At 68.2% G+C, this 15,647-nt stretch carries 19 protein-coding genes; 6 read left to right on the forward strand and 13 right to left on the reverse strand.

The window, feature by feature from the left end; translation table 11 throughout:
* The first annotated feature begins 68 nt into the window (after positions 1–68).
* Together NNI01S_RS30270 and NNI01S_RS30275 are read left to right on the forward strand one after the other, a co-directional pair.
* Positions 69–542, forward strand: a complete 474-nt coding sequence (locus tag NNI01S_RS30270; protein ID WP_063024504.1) for a MarR family winged helix-turn-helix transcriptional regulator — start codon at positions 69–71, stop codon at positions 540–542.
* 156 nt (positions 543–698) lie between these two features.
* Positions 699–1,304: an NAD(P)-dependent alcohol dehydrogenase gene (locus tag NNI01S_RS30275; protein ID WP_084489411.1), complete on the forward strand. Its 606-nt coding sequence runs from the start codon at positions 699–701 to the stop codon at positions 1,302–1,304.
* Here NNI01S_RS30275 and NNI01S_RS30280 read toward each other — a convergent pair.
* Positions 1,265–2,041 carry an SDR family oxidoreductase gene (locus NNI01S_RS30280; RefSeq protein ID WP_063024506.1) on the reverse strand — a complete coding sequence of 259 codons (777 nt, stop codon included), beginning with the start codon at positions 2,039–2,041 and terminating at the stop codon, positions 1,265–1,267. The two genes, NNI01S_RS30275 and NNI01S_RS30280, sit on opposite strands and share 40 nt — an antisense overlap.
* A gap of 96 nt (positions 2,042–2,137) precedes the next feature.
* On the reverse strand, positions 2,138–2,701 hold the full coding sequence (locus tag NNI01S_RS30285) for a CGNR zinc finger domain-containing protein (RefSeq protein WP_063024508.1): 564 nt from the start codon (positions 2,699–2,701) through the stop codon (positions 2,138–2,140).
* A 30-nt stretch (positions 2,702–2,731) separates the two neighbouring features.
* Here NNI01S_RS30285 and NNI01S_RS30290 point away from each other — a divergent pair, with 30 nt between their 5' ends.
* The gene (locus tag NNI01S_RS30290) at positions 2,732–3,133 is read left to right on the forward strand and encodes a RidA family protein (RefSeq protein WP_063024511.1); all 402 of its coding nucleotides are present in this window, start codon (positions 2,732–2,734) and stop codon (positions 3,131–3,133) included.
* Positions 3,134–3,252: 119 nt separating this feature from the next.
* On the opposite strand, the gene NNI01S_RS30295 is transcribed toward NNI01S_RS30290, so the two are convergent.
* The 4 genes from NNI01S_RS30295 to NNI01S_RS30310 all read right to left on the reverse strand — a co-directional run bounded on the left by NNI01S_RS30295 (position 3,253) and on the right by NNI01S_RS30310 (position 8,276).
* Positions 3,253–5,310, reverse strand: a complete 2,058-nt coding sequence (locus NNI01S_RS30295) for a 5-oxoprolinase/urea amidolyase family protein (RefSeq protein WP_084489412.1) — start codon at positions 5,308–5,310, stop codon at positions 3,253–3,255.
* Complete coding sequence (locus tag NNI01S_RS30300; protein ID WP_063024513.1) at positions 5,307–5,921, reverse strand: urea amidolyase associated protein UAAP2; 615 nt, start codon at positions 5,919–5,921, stop codon at positions 5,307–5,309. The genes NNI01S_RS30295 and NNI01S_RS30300 overlap by 4 nt, the downstream gene beginning before the upstream one ends.
* The gene (locus NNI01S_RS30305) at positions 5,918–6,670 is read right to left on the reverse strand and encodes a DUF1989 domain-containing protein (protein ID WP_063024515.1); all 753 of its coding nucleotides are present in this window, start codon (positions 6,668–6,670) and stop codon (positions 5,918–5,920) included. The genes NNI01S_RS30300 and NNI01S_RS30305 overlap by 4 nt, the downstream gene beginning before the upstream one ends.
* 70 nt (positions 6,671–6,740) lie before the next feature.
* On the reverse strand, positions 6,741–8,276 hold the full coding sequence (locus NNI01S_RS30310; protein WP_063024517.1) for an amino acid permease: 1,536 nt from the start codon (positions 8,274–8,276) through the stop codon (positions 6,741–6,743).
* A 220-nt stretch (positions 8,277–8,496) separates the two neighbouring features.
* Between NNI01S_RS30310 and NNI01S_RS30315 the strand changes: the two genes are divergently transcribed.
* On the forward strand, positions 8,497–9,171 hold the full coding sequence (locus NNI01S_RS30315) for a TetR/AcrR family transcriptional regulator (RefSeq protein ID WP_063024519.1): 675 nt from the start codon (positions 8,497–8,499) through the stop codon (positions 9,169–9,171).
* Positions 9,172–9,188: 17 nt separating this feature from the next.
* On the opposite strand, the gene NNI01S_RS30320 is transcribed toward NNI01S_RS30315, so the two are convergent.
* The 4 genes from NNI01S_RS30320 to NNI01S_RS34980 all read right to left on the reverse strand — a co-directional run bounded on the left by NNI01S_RS30320 (position 9,189) and on the right by NNI01S_RS34980 (position 11,640).
* A complete protein-coding gene (locus tag NNI01S_RS30320) occupies positions 9,189–10,145 on the reverse strand; it encodes a hypothetical protein (protein WP_157115102.1) in 957 nt (318 codons plus the stop codon).
* Between the two features lie 50 nt (positions 10,146–10,195).
* Entirely contained in the window at positions 10,196–10,717 is a 522-nt protein-coding gene (locus NNI01S_RS30325; RefSeq protein WP_157115103.1) for a hypothetical protein, read from the reverse strand.
* Between the two features lie 71 nt (positions 10,718–10,788).
* Positions 10,789–10,998 (reverse strand): hypothetical protein, encoded by a 210-nt coding sequence (locus NNI01S_RS30330; protein WP_063024527.1) that lies wholly within the window; start codon positions 10,996–10,998, stop codon positions 10,789–10,791.
* Positions 10,999–11,481: 483 nt separating this feature from the next.
* A complete protein-coding gene (locus NNI01S_RS34980; RefSeq protein ID WP_157115104.1) occupies positions 11,482–11,640 on the reverse strand; it encodes a hypothetical protein in 159 nt (52 codons plus the stop codon).
* Between the two features lie 154 nt (positions 11,641–11,794).
* Between NNI01S_RS34980 and NNI01S_RS30335 the strand changes: the two genes are divergently transcribed.
* The gene (locus tag NNI01S_RS30335) at positions 11,795–12,703 is read left to right on the forward strand and encodes a helix-turn-helix domain-containing protein (protein WP_063024529.1); all 909 of its coding nucleotides are present in this window, start codon (positions 11,795–11,797) and stop codon (positions 12,701–12,703) included.
* Between the two features lie 10 nt (positions 12,704–12,713).
* Positions 12,714–12,908: a DUF397 domain-containing protein gene (locus NNI01S_RS33975; protein ID WP_084489416.1), complete on the forward strand. Its 195-nt coding sequence runs from the start codon at positions 12,714–12,716 to the stop codon at positions 12,906–12,908.
* A gap of 257 nt (positions 12,909–13,165) precedes the next feature.
* On the opposite strand, the gene NNI01S_RS30340 is transcribed toward NNI01S_RS33975, so the two are convergent.
* From NNI01S_RS30340 to NNI01S_RS30350, 3 genes are all read right to left on the reverse strand, one after another.
* Positions 13,166–13,696: a hypothetical protein gene (locus tag NNI01S_RS30340; RefSeq protein WP_063024530.1), complete on the reverse strand. Its 531-nt coding sequence runs from the start codon at positions 13,694–13,696 to the stop codon at positions 13,166–13,168.
* A gap of 92 nt (positions 13,697–13,788) precedes the next feature.
* Positions 13,789–14,589, reverse strand: coding sequence for a family 1 encapsulin nanocompartment shell protein (locus NNI01S_RS30345; protein WP_063024532.1), 801 nt, complete (start codon positions 14,587–14,589; stop codon positions 13,789–13,791).
* Positions 14,586–15,644: a Dyp-type peroxidase gene (locus NNI01S_RS30350; RefSeq protein ID WP_063024534.1), complete on the reverse strand. Its 1,059-nt coding sequence runs from the start codon at positions 15,642–15,644 to the stop codon at positions 14,586–14,588. The genes NNI01S_RS30345 and NNI01S_RS30350 overlap by 4 nt, the downstream gene beginning before the upstream one ends.
* Between the last annotated feature and the right edge of the window lie 3 nt (positions 15,645–15,647).

Raw genomic sequence — 15,647 nt, forward strand, 5'->3', positions numbered from 1 at the left:
ATTTTCTACGCCGCAATCTTCCTCGTGTCAACTATCCGCGCGGCAACAATCCGGGGTAGGTTTGCGCCATGGACGTGCACAAGCTGTTCGACGACCCGCGTCTGACGACGCTGGGCCTGTTCTTCGAGGCGTACGGCGGCGTGGTCGCCAAGCTGGAGCCGGTGTGGAAGGCGCACGGCCTGTCCGGACTGGATGTCAACGCCCTGATGCGGCTGAGTCGTTCACCGGGGCGGCGGCTGCGCATGACGGAGCTCGCGGCGCAGACCGAACTGTCCACCAGTGGCGTCACCCGGCTGATCGACCGCCTGGCGCGCAGCGAGCTGGTGGTGCGCGAGCTGGATCCGGGGGATCGGCGTGGCGCCTTCGCCGTGCTCACCGAGGCGGGTGCGGCGCGGCTGGCGCAGGTGCTGCCGGACTATCTCGCCGCCGTGGACCGCTGGTTCGTCGGGTTGCTCACGCCAGAGCAGCTCGCGGCGTTGTCCGAAGCGCTGCGCATCATCCGGGACAAGTCCAACCCGGAGGCCACGTTCCGGATGGACTGAGCGTCAGTCCGGGTTCTCGGCGAGCAGTCGCTCCAGACCGTCCAGGATCAGTTCCAGGCCGAACCGGAAATCCGCGATCCCCGAGTGCTTCCCGTCGTTCACCAGCTGAGCGAGCGCGTTCATGTGGGGATAGTTCTCAGGTGGGATGAGTGGTAGGTGCTGCTGTGTCATCCGTGGGCGACCGCCGGGCAGGCGGTACTGATCAACGGCGCCTCCGGCGGCGTCGGGACCAGCGCGGTGCAGATCGCCAAGGCGCTCGGCGCCGAAGTGACGGCGGTGTGCAGCACGCGTCACGCCGAGAGGGTGCGCGCGCTGGGCGCCGATCGGGTGATCGACTACACCACTGCGGATTTCACGTGCGAACCGGGCCGATACGACGTGCTGCTCGATTTGGTGGGCAATCGATCGCTGACCGCCTGCCGCCGGGTACTCGCGCCGGAAGGCGTCTTCGTCTCCTCGGCAGGGGCGCCCGGCGGGAACTGGCTCGGACCGCTGATGTGGATCGCCAAGGTGGTGGTGACCGGCCTGGTGGTGAGCCAGACCATGCGGCCGCTACTGATGCGGCCGCGCCGCGCGGACCTCGAGTTCCTGGCCGGGCTCGCCGCCGAGGGAAAGCTGCGCCCGGTGATCGAACGGTGTCATCCGCTGACCGCGGCCGCCGCGGCGGTGGGCCACGTCGCCGACGGACACGCCCAGGGAAAGACGGTGATCATCGTCCGCGATCATCCCGCCCGGACCGCACCCGTTCGCTCGGCGAGGTAATCGGCCCAGGTCAGCTCGCCGACGTCGGCGCCGTCGGTGACCAGGTTCTCGCCCGCCCGGTACACCCGGCCCGCCTTGCCCGGCAACGGCATGGTCAGCAGCGCGCGCTTCTTTCCCAGCATCGCGAGGTAGTCCCGGACCAGCTCGCGCATGCCGAGTACCTCGGGTCCGACCAGATCCGGCACTCGCCCGGCCGGCGCGCCCAGGGTCAGCTCCGCCAGCCGCGCCGCCACCTCGCGCACGTGCACCGGCTGCAGGCGCACACCGCCCAGGATCGGCAGCACCGGCGATTTCAGCATCGTGTCCACCAGCTTCGGCACGAAGTCGTGGAACTGCGCCGCCCGCAGCGTGGTGTGGGGGATGCCCGACGCGGCCACGGCCTGCTCGGCGGCGAACTTCGCGCGGAAGTAGGTCAGCGGAAGCAGCTCGGCGGCGGTCACCGAGATGTAGACGATGTGCCCGACACCGGCGGCCGCCGCTGCCCGCAGCAGATTCGCGGTGGCCACGTCGTCGCCCTTCGCGTCGCCCGCCAGATGCAGGATGGCGCCGACGCCGGCCACCGCCGCATCGATGCCCTTGTCGCGCAGCAGATCTCCCGCGACGAACTCGACGCCCTCCTGTGCGGGGCGTTCGGTGCGGCTCAGCACGCGCACGCCGGCGCCCGCCTCGCGCAGCAGGGGCAGCGCCGCCCGGCCCAGGGTGCCGGTGCCGCCGGTGACCAGGACTTCGGTGGTCATGACTGTCTCCGATCTCGTCGGTGCCCGATGGGGCGTTCCCATCGCTTCATCGAGACGACGACGTGCGGGCACGGGCTGTGACAGCCGTTGCGTGGGTCACTCCTGGCCGCGGTGGCGGCGAACCTTGCTGAGGTTGCCGCAGCGGTCCATCGAGCACCAGCGGCGGCGGCCGGGACGTGAGGCATCGACGAAGAGCAGGCCGCAATCGTCGGCGGCGCAGACACGGATGCGACCGGACAGGGGACCGCTGAACAGGTCGACGGCGTCTCGGGCGAGCGTGGACAAGGCCGCGGCCGCCGTCGGGCGGGCATATTCCGCGCTGCCGTCGATCCGCAGTTCAGGGATCAGCGGCGGTTGCGCGGCGACGGCGTTGATCGCCGCGACGTCCGCCGGGCGCAATTGTTCTCCGGCTGCGCGGCCGTACGCCGCGCCGGTGATCGCCGCCCGCAGGGTCCGCATCGCCGGCAGGTCCGATTCGGCGGCGTCCAGCTCCTCCAGGTCGAGGATCACAGCCAGGAACCGGCGCAGGTCCGCGACAGTGTGCACGATCTCCCACACCGCGAGTTCGCCCTCGCCGCCGGTGTGCACGAGGTCGAGGGCGGCGCGTCCGGTGCGGAAGCGGCGGCGCAGATCGGGGGGTAGGTCGGCGCGGGATTGCATGACACCAGTTTAACTGGTTACAGTGCTCGCATGACGATCACCACGCACATCAATCCCGAAACCCTGCACAGCAACCCCGCTTTCACCCAGGTCGTCCGGGTGTCCTCCGCGGCGGACACCATCTACGTGGGCGGACAGAACGGCGTCGACGCCACCGGCCGCGTGGTCGGCCCCGGCGTCGCCGAACAGGCCCGCCAAGCCCTGGCCAACCTGCGGACCTGTCTGGCCGCCGCGGGTGCGTCGATCGAGCACGTGGTGAAGTGGACGATCCTGGTCCGCGAAGGCGAGTCGATGCAGGACGGATTCGCCGCGTTCGGCGAGGTTTGGGGCGGACGTCCGAACCCGCCCGCGATCACCGTCGCGCAGGTGGCGGGGTTCGCGGTGCCGGGCGCCGTGTGCGAGATCGAAGCCGTCGCCGCGGTTCCGGCCTGAACCGGGTCGGCCGCAGCGCCGAGCGCGTGGCGAGGTTCGTCGCGGTCAGGACCCGCGCCGAAAACTCACGCCGACAGGACCCGCGCTGCGATCCCGCGCCGGAAGTACCTGCGCTGGTCTCACCCCGGCAACTCACCCGCCGAGCGCCAGGAATGCCGTTCGGCGGTGAAGGCTTCGGCCTGCTGCGCACGGAACTCCTCGATGGATGCGGCGTTCTCGGCGAGGAAGGCCCGGTAGTCCGCCAGACGGAATTCGCCGTCCTCGGCCCGCACCCGGACGTCGCCGGCGGCGAAGTCGGCGCGCAGGTCGAGCAGTTCCTCCGCCTCGACGGGATACCAGCGAATGCGGTCGAAATAGCGCAGCAGCCATGGTGTTTCATCTCCGGACGCGGCGCGGTCGGCTCCGGGGGAGACCACGGGCGCCGCACCGGCTCGGTGATTCCACACCTGTGTGGTGCGTCCGACGAATTGATAGCCGCCCGGCCCTTCCATCCCGTAGATACACAGGTACGCGCCCCCGATGCCGACCGCGTTCTCCGGCGTCCAGGTGCGGGCGGGGTTGTACTTCGTGGTCACCAGCCGATGCCGCGGATCGGTGGGGGTGGCGACCGGCGCGCCGAGGTAGACGTCACCCAGACCGAGCACCAGGTACTCGGCCCCGAACACGGTGTCGTAGACGTCGGACACGGAAGCCAAGCCGTTCATGCGGCGGATGAACTCGATGTTCCACGGGCACCACGGCGCGTCGGCGCGCACGCCGTGCATGTAGCGGGTGATCGCCTCGCGGGTGGACGGATCATCCCAGGACAGCGGTAGATGGACCACCCGGCTCGGCACGACCAGCTGATCGGAGGCGGGCAACCGCGCCTCGGTCTCGGCGAGCAGGCCGAGCAGGGCGGACACGGACAGCACATGCGGGTCGACCCGGATCTGCAACGAGCGGATGCCGGGGGTCAGCTCCGTCACGCCACGCACTCCGGCGGCGAGCAGGTGCTGGTGCAGCGCGTGCACCCGGGCGCGCAGGCCGAGATCCAGCGTCATCGCGCCGTATTCGACGAGCACGCCGTCGTCGCCCGCCCGCCGGTAGGTCACCGCCGTCTCGTCATCGACCTCGGTGCGGCGCAGCACCCCGTCGTCACCGTCACCGCCGGTGGACAGCACCGTCGGCCACCCGGCGCGGCGCGCGGGACCGAACTCCCGGATCGAGGCCGCGCGGTCACCGCGCACCGGCACGAACCGCACGCTGTCACCGGGGGACAGCTGGCCGAGTTTCCAGCGGTCGGCCGCCACGACGGTGACCGGGCAGACGAAACCGCCGAGGCTCGGCCCGTCCGGACCGAGCAGGATCGGCGTGTCGCCGGTGAAGTCCAGCGCGCCCACCGAATACGGGGTGTCGTGGATGTTGGACGGGTGCAGTCCCGCCTCGCCGCCGTCGGTGCGGGCCCATTCCGGCTTCGGCCCGATCAGCCGGACGCCGGTGCGATCGGAGTTGAAATGCACCTCGTAGTCGGTGCCGAGGACGGTCTCGAAGTCGGCGCGGGTGAAGAACTCCGGCGCGCCGTGCGGGCCCTCGGTGACCGCGAGCTCCCAGCGGTGGGTGAGCACGGGTTGCTCGTCCATCGGCACGGCGGTGGCGACCCGGCCGTGGTGCGCGGCCAGCGCCAGCGAGGCGCCCGCGCGCAGCGCGCCGCCGGTGCCGCCGCCGAACCGGCCGAGCGTGAAGGTGGCTGCGCTGCCGAGGTATTCGGGCACGTCGATGCCACCCGCGATGAGCACATAGCAGCGCATGCCGGGTCCGCGCACCGCGCCGACGTCCAGCACCCCGCCCGCGGGCACCCGCACCGTCCGCCACTGCGGCACCGCGATACCGTCGACGGTCACCTCCGTCGGCGCGCCGGTGACGCAAACGTGGGCGGGCGCGGTGAACCGCAGCGCGGGACCGCCGAGCGTGCACTCCAGTCCGGCGGCGCTCTCCTCGTTGCCGAGCGCGCGATTGCCCAGACGGAAGGACAGATCGTCCATCGGTCCCGACGGCGGCACGCCGACGTGCCAGTACCCGACCCGGCCGGGCCAGTCCTGCACCGTGGTGAGCATGCCGGGACGAACCACCTCGACCCGGCCGGGTCGCGCCGGTTCGGCCTGTGCTGTCCCGGCGACCGGTAGTTCGGCGACGGTCATCGCGACACCACCATGCGCACCGGGGTCGGGTCGAAGCCGTTGCAGGGGTTGTTGATCTGCGGGCAGTTCGAGACCAGCACCAGCGTGTCGATCTCGGCCCGCAGCATGACCCGCTTGCCCGGCGCGGACAAGCCGTCCACGATGCCCAGCGTGCCGTCCGCCTCGACCGGAACGTTCATGAACCAGTTGATGTTCGACACCAGGTCGCGTTTGCCCAGGCCCCAGCGCAGGGCCTCGGTGAGGAAGTTCTCCACGCACGCGTGCTGATGGCGGGTGTGGTGGCCGTAGCGCAGCGTGTTGGACTCCTGCGAGCAGGCGCCCGCGATGGTGTCGTGGTTGCCCACCTCGTCGGCCACCACGGTCATCAGCGCGGTGCCCGCGTCGGTCAGCAGCACGCTGCCGGTGGTGAGGAAGATGTTGCGCTGCGCGGTGACCGTGGCCTGCGCGCTGTAGCGGTCGGCGTGGTCGGCCGCCGAGTACAGCAGGCAGTCCACCGCCTGGTTACCGTGCAGATCGATGATCTCCAGGTACTCGCCCGCGCGGACCACCGCCGACCACGGTGAGCGGGCGGGAACGATCTCGTCGAGCACGATGACGCGGGCCGTGGTCATGCGATTGCCTCCAGGGTCAGGGCGGCCGCCCAGGCTTGTTCGGTGTTCCGCACGGCCCGCTGGTACTCCGGGTCGTCGTTGCCGGGCGCGGCGAGGTCTTCCGGCGCGGCCCACGCGACGACGTCGAGGTCGGTCGCGGGCCGGTCGTCGAGCGGGTGCGCGGAGTTGGCGATCAGCACGGTGAGCGGCAGGTGTACGAGCAGGTCGACAGAGGAGCCCGCGGCGGCGCTGCCGGTCGAGACGAGGGCGCCGTCGCGCTCCACCCGCACACCGCGGAAGAACGAGACCGTCGGCCCGATGTCACGGGGTTCCAGGCCGTGCTTGGCGCCCGCGAGGCGCAGCGAGTGGCGGGCCTGGTCGGTCGGCCCGCAGAGCGCGTCATGGTGGCCTGAGGTGTCGGCGAACACGGTGGCCAGCACACGGCCCTGATCCGACAGCAAGGGGTGACCGCTGCTCAGATATGCCTGCCACGGCACCTTGACCGTGTCGGCGACGTTCAGGCGCTCCCACGGTGCGCCGGTGCGCACCAGGAGCAGGTGCGCGCAGGCCGCGCCGTCCGGGTCGGACAGGCGGACGCGGGCGCCGCGCCCCAGCGCGATGTTCGCGTATCCGCCCGCTGGAATCCGCTGCGCGAAAGAGATTCGCGCGGCGTCGATATCGGCGGGCAGCGCGGGCGTCGCGATCGTCGCCGCCGCGGCCTGCGCTCGTGCGTGCGCTCGCGCACCGGAGGTGTCGGCAGTACTTGTCACGTTGTTCCCTTCGGATGCTGGTTCGTCGGCGTATGCGGCGGCGCGGGCAGCGCACCGCCGCATCGGGCGTTCAAGCCGGTTGCGGTGCGGGCTCGGCGCTCGCGACGGTGCGCGACCAGCCGACCACGAAGCGGTGCACCAGGACGCCGACGGCGAGCACCAGCAGCACGAAAAGCGGTGCGGCCCAAAGCATCCACCAGCCGCCACCGTCCGGGGCGTAGACCTCGGCCCGGGGCCAGGCCAGATTCACCACCATCGCGACGCCCCAGATCACGGCGAGTGCGTTGACCGGGATGCCGAACCGCCCCAGACCGAACAGCCGCGCGTCGGTGCCCGCGTCGGGCAGACCGGTGAACCTGCGAACCAGCAGCGGCACCGTCACCAGGAGATAGGCCAGATACAGCGTGACGATGCAGACGCTCGCCAGCGTCGCGAAGATCGCGGCGTTGCCGAGATTGAGCACCAGTAGCGCGATGCCGAGCGCGCCGATCACCACGGCGGGCAGCACCGGTGTGCCGTAACGCGGATGCACGGCGGCGAGCCGGGCGGCGAACGGGAGTTTCCCGTCCCGCGCCATGGAGAACATCAGCCGCGATCCCGCGGTCTGGATCGCCAAGGTGCACACGGTGATCGCGACCGCGACGCAGCCCAGCAGCACCTTGCCCGCCGGGCTGTCCAGCTTCGCGGTGAGCACGTAGGCGAGGCCGTCGGAGGCCAGGGCGCCGTCGGACAGGCTCGGCGCGGCCATCAGCGCGCCCAGCAGCATCAGCCCGCCGCCCAGCGCCGAGACCGACAGCGCGGTGAGAATGGTGCGCGGCGCGACCCGGCGCGGGTTCTTCGTCTCCTCGGAAAGCTCGCCCGCGGAATCGAATCCGACCATGACGTAGGCCGCCATGAGCCCGGACACCAGGAACGCGGCCCAGTAGGGGCCCGGCGCGGCCTGGTCGGTCCGCAGCACCACGTCCGGCCCGCGCTCGGCGGTGGTGAAGAACAGCGCGATGATCGCGAGCACGCCGACGATCTCGACGGTGACGCCGATCGAGTTGATCCGCGCCATCAGGTCGATGCCCAGGACGTTGATCAGCGTGGTGACCATGAGCAGGATGCTGCCCAGCAGTACGGCGTTGGTCGCGCCGGACGGCGACGTCAGCGCGGTATCCGTGCCGACGAGCTGGAATCCGCTCCAGATCGAGGGCAGCACCACCTGCAGCGCAATCGCCGCCGCGGCGGCCGTGACGATCTGCGCGATGATCATCATCCAGCCCGCGAACCAGCCGACGAGTTCACCGCCCAGTCGTCGCGACCACTGGTAGATGCAGCCCGAGATCGGGTAGCGCGCGGCCAGTTCGGCGAAGTTGAGCGCCACGAGGAACTGTCCGGCGAACACGATCGGCCAGGTCCAGAAGAAGGCGGCTCCACCGAACGAATAGCCGAAGCCGAAGAACTGGAAGATCGTGGTCAGGATGGAGACGAAGGAGAAGCCTGCCGCAAAGGAGGCGTAGCGGCCGAGCTTGCGGTGCAGGACGGGCTGGTAGCCGAACCCCGCGAGGTCGGCGTTGTCGCCGGTGAGATCCGGGGGCGGTGTCGGAGCGAGCGTGGTGGCCATGGGCGGTCCTTCGGCGTACGACCAATAACTATCAGACGACAGTTTTGCGGCCGTGATCGCGCTTTCGGTGACCTGCGTGTATCGCTTTCGAGACCTTCGGTAACTTCTGTGTTGCGGCTATTTCTATCAAGTGACAGAAAACGCACCGCGCGCCGTCGGCAACCTGAGCGCTCGTCCACCGCGCCGGAGCATCCCCACGCCGACCTGCCAGAATGAACCCGTGGCAAACCTCGGGCCCGGACGGCCGCGTCTCGAACAGCGACGCAGGCGCGGATCGACGCCGCGCGCCGAGATCCTCGACGCCGCAGGCGAACTGTTCACCACCAACGGGTACGCCAACACCTCCACCCGCGCGATCGCCGACGCCGTCGGCATCCGGCAGGCCTCGCTTTACCACCACTTCGCCGCCAAGGACGACATCCTCGACGCGCTGCTCGCCGAAACCGTCGCCGCCCCGATCGAACTGGCCGAGCGGCTGCGCGCGGCGTCCGGACCGGTGCCGGTCCGGCTGTACGCGCTGGCGCTGTTCGACGTGCGGCAGTTGTGCGCGTCGCGCTGGAATCTGGGTGCGCTGTACCTGCTTCCGGAACTGCGCACCGAGCGCTTCGCCGCGTTCCGCCTGCGCCGCGACGAATTACGTGGGCATTACGAGGCTTTGGCCGCGCAGGTGCTGGCCGAGGTCGGCGCGGTGAGTGTGCCGGGTACGCAGTTGCTGCCGTTCCGGTTGGTGGAGACGGTGATCAGCATCCGCTCCGACGAAGGAGCCGCGCCCAGGTACGCCGTGCGCACGATCCCCGGGGCGGTATTGCGCACGCTCGGCTGGTCCGGTGATCTCGACCCGATCCGGGCCGAGGCGGTCGTGCTGCTGGACCGCCTGGCGATGCCCACCCCATGACCCCGGACCTGGCGCGGCTACCGGTTGCGCTCGATCCCCCGGCTCCGATCCTGGCTGTGCCAATGTCCCCGCGTAATCGGCGGAGCATGACCCGGCGGCTTCCGCACCGCCGCCGATGGTGGTTCCGCTTGACCGAGCCCCAGGATCTTCACCACCTCCGGTGGCATTCCCTGCGCTCGCAGCCGCGCCAGCTGTTCGGCGCGTTCCTGCTCTGCTGCCGCGCGTTCCTTCTCGACCGTCGCGCGTTGCTTCTCGGCTGCCGCACGTGCCTCGGCCGCCTGTCGGGCCGCCCGTTCTCCGGTGTCGGCGGTTGGTCGTTCTCGGGGCTCTTGAACTTGTCTGGCGTGTTCGGCTCGCTGCGGGGCTTCCGCCCGGCCACGCTCAGCGGCCTCGCGGAACTGCTGCACCTTCCGAAATCCTGCGACTCGCTCTCGCGCCCGAATAATTTCACGTATCTTCGGTAGCCGTTGGCGGGCGCGGTTGGCACGGTTCAGCTCGTATCTTGTCTTCAATTCGAGCTGGCGAGCGTTCTTTTCGCGGCCCAACCCTTTGGCGAATGCCGCACGGGCCTGTTCCCGCGTCAACTCCTGGTGAATCACCCTGTTGCCGAATTCCTGCTTCAGCGCGCTCAGCAACTTCTGGTATATCGGCGACATCTGCTCACCCGCGACGGTCCGAATCAAGAGCGATTCGATCTCACGTTTCGCGAGCAGCTCGCGATCCTTTTGCAGCTCCCGGAGATCGTTCTTGCTGCCGGTCCGACCCGATTTGTCTTCGATGGCGTGAATCCGGCCTTGCTCGTCGGCCCTGGCTTTGTCGTAATGCCGTGGACCCAGCGATGTGTTGTACCGGTCCGGTTGCTGCACATAACCGTTTTGTCGGTCATGGAATAGGTGTTCTATACCGTTCTCGAAAATCCGCCCGCGAGCTGGATTATCGAACTGCTCTCGGATCCTGTCGTACTCATCTGGCATGACAGCACCCACCCCCGAATTCTTGAATTAGTCAGGTAACAGGTTCTCGACTACGTGTCGTTACGTGACGACGAGTATTCTTCGGCGAATTCGCGCAGCATCTCCGCCATACCGGAGAACATCCCGTCATCGGCCGGGTCGTAGTCCTCGATCATGAGCTTCATCAATCCGTATGCGGTGTCACCGTCGGTGTCGAACCCGTATTCGAGCAGTGGATTGATGTGGTCGTAGAATGAATTCTCGCGACCAAACCATTGGTAATCTTCCCAGCGTGCGCCTGCGAACCTGATGAAAAGTTCGCCCAGGAAACATATGAAGGCGTCAGCCATGTCAGCGTTCTCGGGGGCCATCGCGGTAGCCAGGTCCGGAAAGAGCTCGGCAACGATCGAATCGAGCCGCTCGACCTCCGCTGAGCCTTCCGGCCACGGCTCCGAAGGAATCTCGCGTATGCCCGCATAGTCCATGAATTTCTGGACCTGCGCCGCGCGGCGGTCCGGGTCGACCCATTTCCCCCATTCGGTCTGCTCGACGGGTACGCCGAGATCCATGGTCAACTGCTCGTCATTCCCCACGCCCAGCTCCTTCTCGTCATGGTCCGAACAGGTCAGTGTCGCGCGTACCCAGGTCACCGGGCAAGGAGCCCTCACCGCTCCAAGTACAACTTCTCGTTCGGCAACCTGGGCCACCCCTCGGCACTATCAGGAAGTATGTGCACCGCGTCGACATAGTGGCGTTTCCGGTGCTCTTCGAGGAACGTCAACGCGGCAGTGCGGCACGCCGCGAAGTCGAGCCGGATGCCGTGCAGGAACACCGACAGATGCACATCGGGATCGTTCGGCAGCGGGGAAGTCATCGCGCTCTGCCTCCGGTCACCGGCTACCCGGACCGCTACACGCGCGGATGTAGTCGACCACAACCATTCCGGATGGACGAAACCGGTCGCGCGGTGCCTCTATCCAATGTCTGACAGCGCCGGATTCAGCTGTGGGCGACGGCAGTGCCACCGTGCCACCCTCCCGGACAATCGACACGTCGAGCCGGAACATCGCCGCGAAAAGCTTCGTGTCGTCCGGAAGATCCGGCCGCACGATGTAGGTCCACCTGTTCGAGCGAGGATGCGCCACGATCGGACCTACCGCATCTTTGCGGCGCTGCATGACTTGCCTGACGGCTCGCCCTAGCGGAGCGGGCATGGTCAACGCTCCAACGTGCGACGCGCGCATGATGATTCGTCCCAGCTCGGGCGGGTCGATCACAGCGGGTAAATCACACACGCGCCGGTAGAAGTGGCAGCGGGACAGGGGTGTGTCCCCGAAAGGTATGGTTTCCATCCGTTTCAGACTTCTTGGTCAGGTTGGTCGGTGTGGGTCTGCTCGAATTGCCACTCATGCAGAGCGTTCAGGAACCGATCGACAACATCGGCAGGGACATCGACCGCCGCTGCGGCAGGTGGACCGACGAACGGATTCCGATGTGGAAGAGCGTTATTCGCCATGCGAACAGGATGTTGTCGAGGGTCGACGTTCGGTGCGCGACGCGATCCGTCCGTGAAACTCACGCGAAAGCGCAGAAAGCCTTCCGCCGACCGAGTTACGCTCCTTCCGTTGCGAAACGAAGCTGCATCGCAGAGCGGAAGGGGGTCGCAAGGGGTGAACGAAGAAGCTGACCGGCCGGAGGACGCCGAAACCAGTCTGCCGCGTAGGCAGTTGGGCCGTTTGCTGCGAGAGGCGCGGACGGCGGCGGGCCTGAGCCTGGAGGTGGCGGCGCGGACACTCGGCTGGGGTAACGCAACCATCAGCAGACTGGAGAACGGCCGCAACAAGAAGGTCAGAGCGACGGACCTTGACGCCCTGGGCGCGCTGTACGGGGTCGATGAGGAAGACCTTGTGGCGTGGAAGGAACTCGCGGGACAAGCCCCGGTCCGTTCCTGGCTGCGAACATACAGTGACGTGCTCGAGCCGAAGTTCAACACCTACATCGAACTGGAATCTGCCGCAGATGAATTGGCCATATTTCAGCCACTCATTATTCCCGGACTGCTCCAGACTCGCGCCTACGCCGAGGCCATGAACCGAGCCAGGCAACCTCAAGTTTCGGAGGCGGACTTGGAACGGCTGGCAGCAGTTCGGGCGCGGCGTCAGCATCTACTCACTCGGCCACGGAACCCGTGCAAACTCACGGCCGTAATACACGAGAACGCACTGCGGACGATCGTGGGCAACCGACAGGTGATGTCTGATCAGTGCCGGCATGCGGCGGACATGAGCACGCTCGACAACATCGAGATACGGATACTCAGGCAAGAAGTCGGCTTGCCCACCGGCAGGCTCGTCACTCCCTTCATTGTGATGACCTTCCCGAAGGACTCACAAGGCAAACCGGTTGAACCGTCTGTTATCTACGCAGAGAGCTACACGGGGGATGCGTATCTCGAGAAGCGCGAGGACATCCAGCGCTGTAGGAACACGTTCCGTACGCTGGCCGGAGCGACTATGGATGCCCGCTCGAGCCGCACCCTGTTGAGAGAGATAGCAAGGAGTTACGACAGTGAACGCTGAACTCGACCTGATGGGGGCGAAGTGGTTCAAGTCATGCCACAGTTCGGGGGGCAGCGGCGAATGCGTGGAGGTGGCACACCTCGACGGAGGCATGGTTGGCGTTCGTGACTCCAAGAACCCGACCGGCCCGGCGCTAGTGTTCACCCCAGGCGAATGGGACGCGTTCACCGCTGGCGTTGTCGATGGCGAGTTCACGCGCCTATAGACGAAACGGATAGGCCGCCCCTTTGCTGAGGCACAGCCCGTCGACTGACGAACTCACGGAACTACCGCAACTCGGTTGGATCCCGGTCCGATCTATGGTCCGGTGATTCGGCAGGGCCCAGCCGGTCTCTACGCTTCCGGGTGCGGAGACGGCTGATCTCAGGCCCCGGCGAGGCCGAAGGGAACGAATTGGGCTCGGACGGTGGGGTGTGAAGGGCGATGCGCCGGAGTATCGGATGTCCCGGACCTATCGACCGCTCAGTGCGTCGGCGGCGCGATCTGCCAGTGTTCCTGCAGCGCCCCCGCGATCTGCGGAAGCACGGTCACCGGAACGCGCTTGTGCCGCAGGATCGCTCGGATCTCCGTAACCTGATCACGTTTACGCAGGTCGTAAGCGCCCGCGACGGGGCGGACCACCGGCGGGATGGACAACAGGACCAGTTCGCCGTGTGGTTCGTCGCCACCGGACAGATCCAGCGCCAGCGACCAGCGGGCGCGCTCGTCGAGGGTGAACCGCCCGGCCACCACCCGGTCCCACGGGATGCTGGAGACCGTCCACGGCTTGCGCCGGTAGATGGCGTGATCGGTGAGCACGACGGCGTCCCTGGTGAACAGCGCGGCCAGCACCGCGATGCCGACGACGGCGCCGGCCAGCAGGCCGGTGAACACCCGATTCACCCCGAACGCGACGATGAACGAGCCGCAGATCGTGACGGTCGCCAGGATGCCGAGCACGCTGTAGAGGGCTGCGCGCTGCGTCGGAACGACACCCGCCCGCACCGTTGTCATCTCACCTACCTGTCCCTGCCGCATTTCCGGCTCACGGTACCGCCTCCGCGCACCGGCGCACACCTGGCGTTTCCCAGATGTGGCCGGAGCGCTCAGAGGGTCAGCGGGACCGCGGCCTCGGCGGTGTACACCAGGAACGTCAGGCTCTGCTGGAAGTACAGCTGCACCGACGTGCTGTCGTGCGACAGGTAGCCGATGGACAGGTCCTGGCCGATGCGCAGATCGAAGTCGCCGCCGCGGGTGGTGAGCACGATCGCGCCGTCGATGGCGGGCGCCCAGATGATCTCGCCCTCCGGGATCAGGCGCTCGATGTGGGTGCGGATCATGTGCCCGTGATCGGAGGTCTCACTGACCGCCGTGTACAGCTCGGCGCTGAGCAGCACCGAGTACGGTCCATCGACGCCGGCCAGCCGCAGGGCGCTCAACGCCTGCGCGATCGTCTCGGGTACCAGCCGGGTGTCGCTGGGCAGCGTGATCGGCTCGTTGGACGAGCCCGCCCGGATACCGGTGATCTGCGCGGCCGGGTACCCCTCGAAGATCGCCCGGTCCTCGGCGAACGCGATCTTCTTCGCGGCGTCCTTCACCGGGTCCAGGTCGGCGTCCTGCGCCCCGCGCTCCACGTTGTCGAGTTCCTCGCGGGAGAGCGTGAACGGCACGCGCAGTTCCACCAGCGGCGCGACCACGCGCTGACGGGCGAACACCCCGGCGTCGGGCGAGTCGATCGGTGTGGTGTGTCCGGTGCCCACCGCGGAGTAGTCGATGCCGTGCGGGCCGGACAGGTCGACGACGCGACGGCCGGCGATGTGCCGCTTGAACGTGCGCGTCGCCTCCTCCTCGATGACCGCCCACGCCTCGGCGGTGATCGGCGCCAGTTCGCGATGGAGGTTGTTCATGACCGGGTGCTCCTTTTCAACGAGCCGATACCGAGGGCGCCGTCACCGGAGGGCGCGGCGGTGCCGGGCGGACTTGCGGGACCGGCGCCGTCGGCGTCCACGGACACCGCGGCGTCCGCCGTCTCCCACGGCGCAGGCGGCAGATCGTCGAGGAAATCGACAGTGGGTGCGAAGAACGACGTGCCGGTGTGGGCGACGGAGAAGTCCAGGATGCGGTCGTAGGCGGCGTCGCCGGTGCCGAGGAACATGCGGGTGAGCATGCGTTCGGTGACGCTCGGCGTGGCCGCGTAGGCGATGTAGTAGGTGCCGAACACGCCGTCGCGCACGCTGCCGAAGGGCATGTTGCCGCGCAGGATCTGGCGCTCGGTGCCGTCCGGATCGATCAGCGTGTTCACCTCGACGTGCGAGTCGGCGGGTTTGATCTCGTCGGGGAGTTCGAAGTCGTCCAGTTTGGTGCGGCCGATCACCCGCTCCTGCTCCTCGACCGACAGCGCCCGCCAGTCCGCCAGCGGATGGGTGTACTTCTGCACGATCACGTAGCTGCCGCCGGTGAACTCGGGATCCTCATCGCCCACCAGCGCGGCCGCGGCCGCCGCACGGCCCTCCGGGTTCTCGGTGCCGTCCACGAAACCGAGCAGGTCGCGCTGCTCGAAGTAGCGGAAGCCGACGGTCTCGTCCACGATCGTCCCCGCGCCCGCCAGCCGGTCGGCAATGGCCATGGCCAGTTCGAAGCAGGCGTCCTGCACCTCGGATTTGAGGTGGAACAGCAGGTCGCCCGGTGTCGCCGGGGCGGTGTGACGGGCGCCGACATATCCGGGGAACGGGTGCAGCTCCGCGGGCTTCGGACCCGCGAAGAGGCGATCCCAGGCGTCGGAGCCGATCGAGGCGACGCAGGTCAGGTTTGCGCCCGGCAGCCGGAAGCCCACCGAGCGGCGCAGGCCGGTGATGTCGGCGAGCAGGTCGCGGACCGCCGCTTCGCCGCCCTCGTCGATCGTGGCGACCAAGAAGATCGCCGACGGCGTGAGCGGTTCGAGGATCGGCTGCGGCTCACCCATGAT

The sequence above is a fragment of the Nocardia niwae NBRC 108934 = DSM 45340 genome, from assembly GCF_001613465.1.
GTDB classification, from domain to species: domain Bacteria; phylum Actinomycetota; class Actinomycetes; order Mycobacteriales; family Mycobacteriaceae; genus Nocardia; species Nocardia niwae.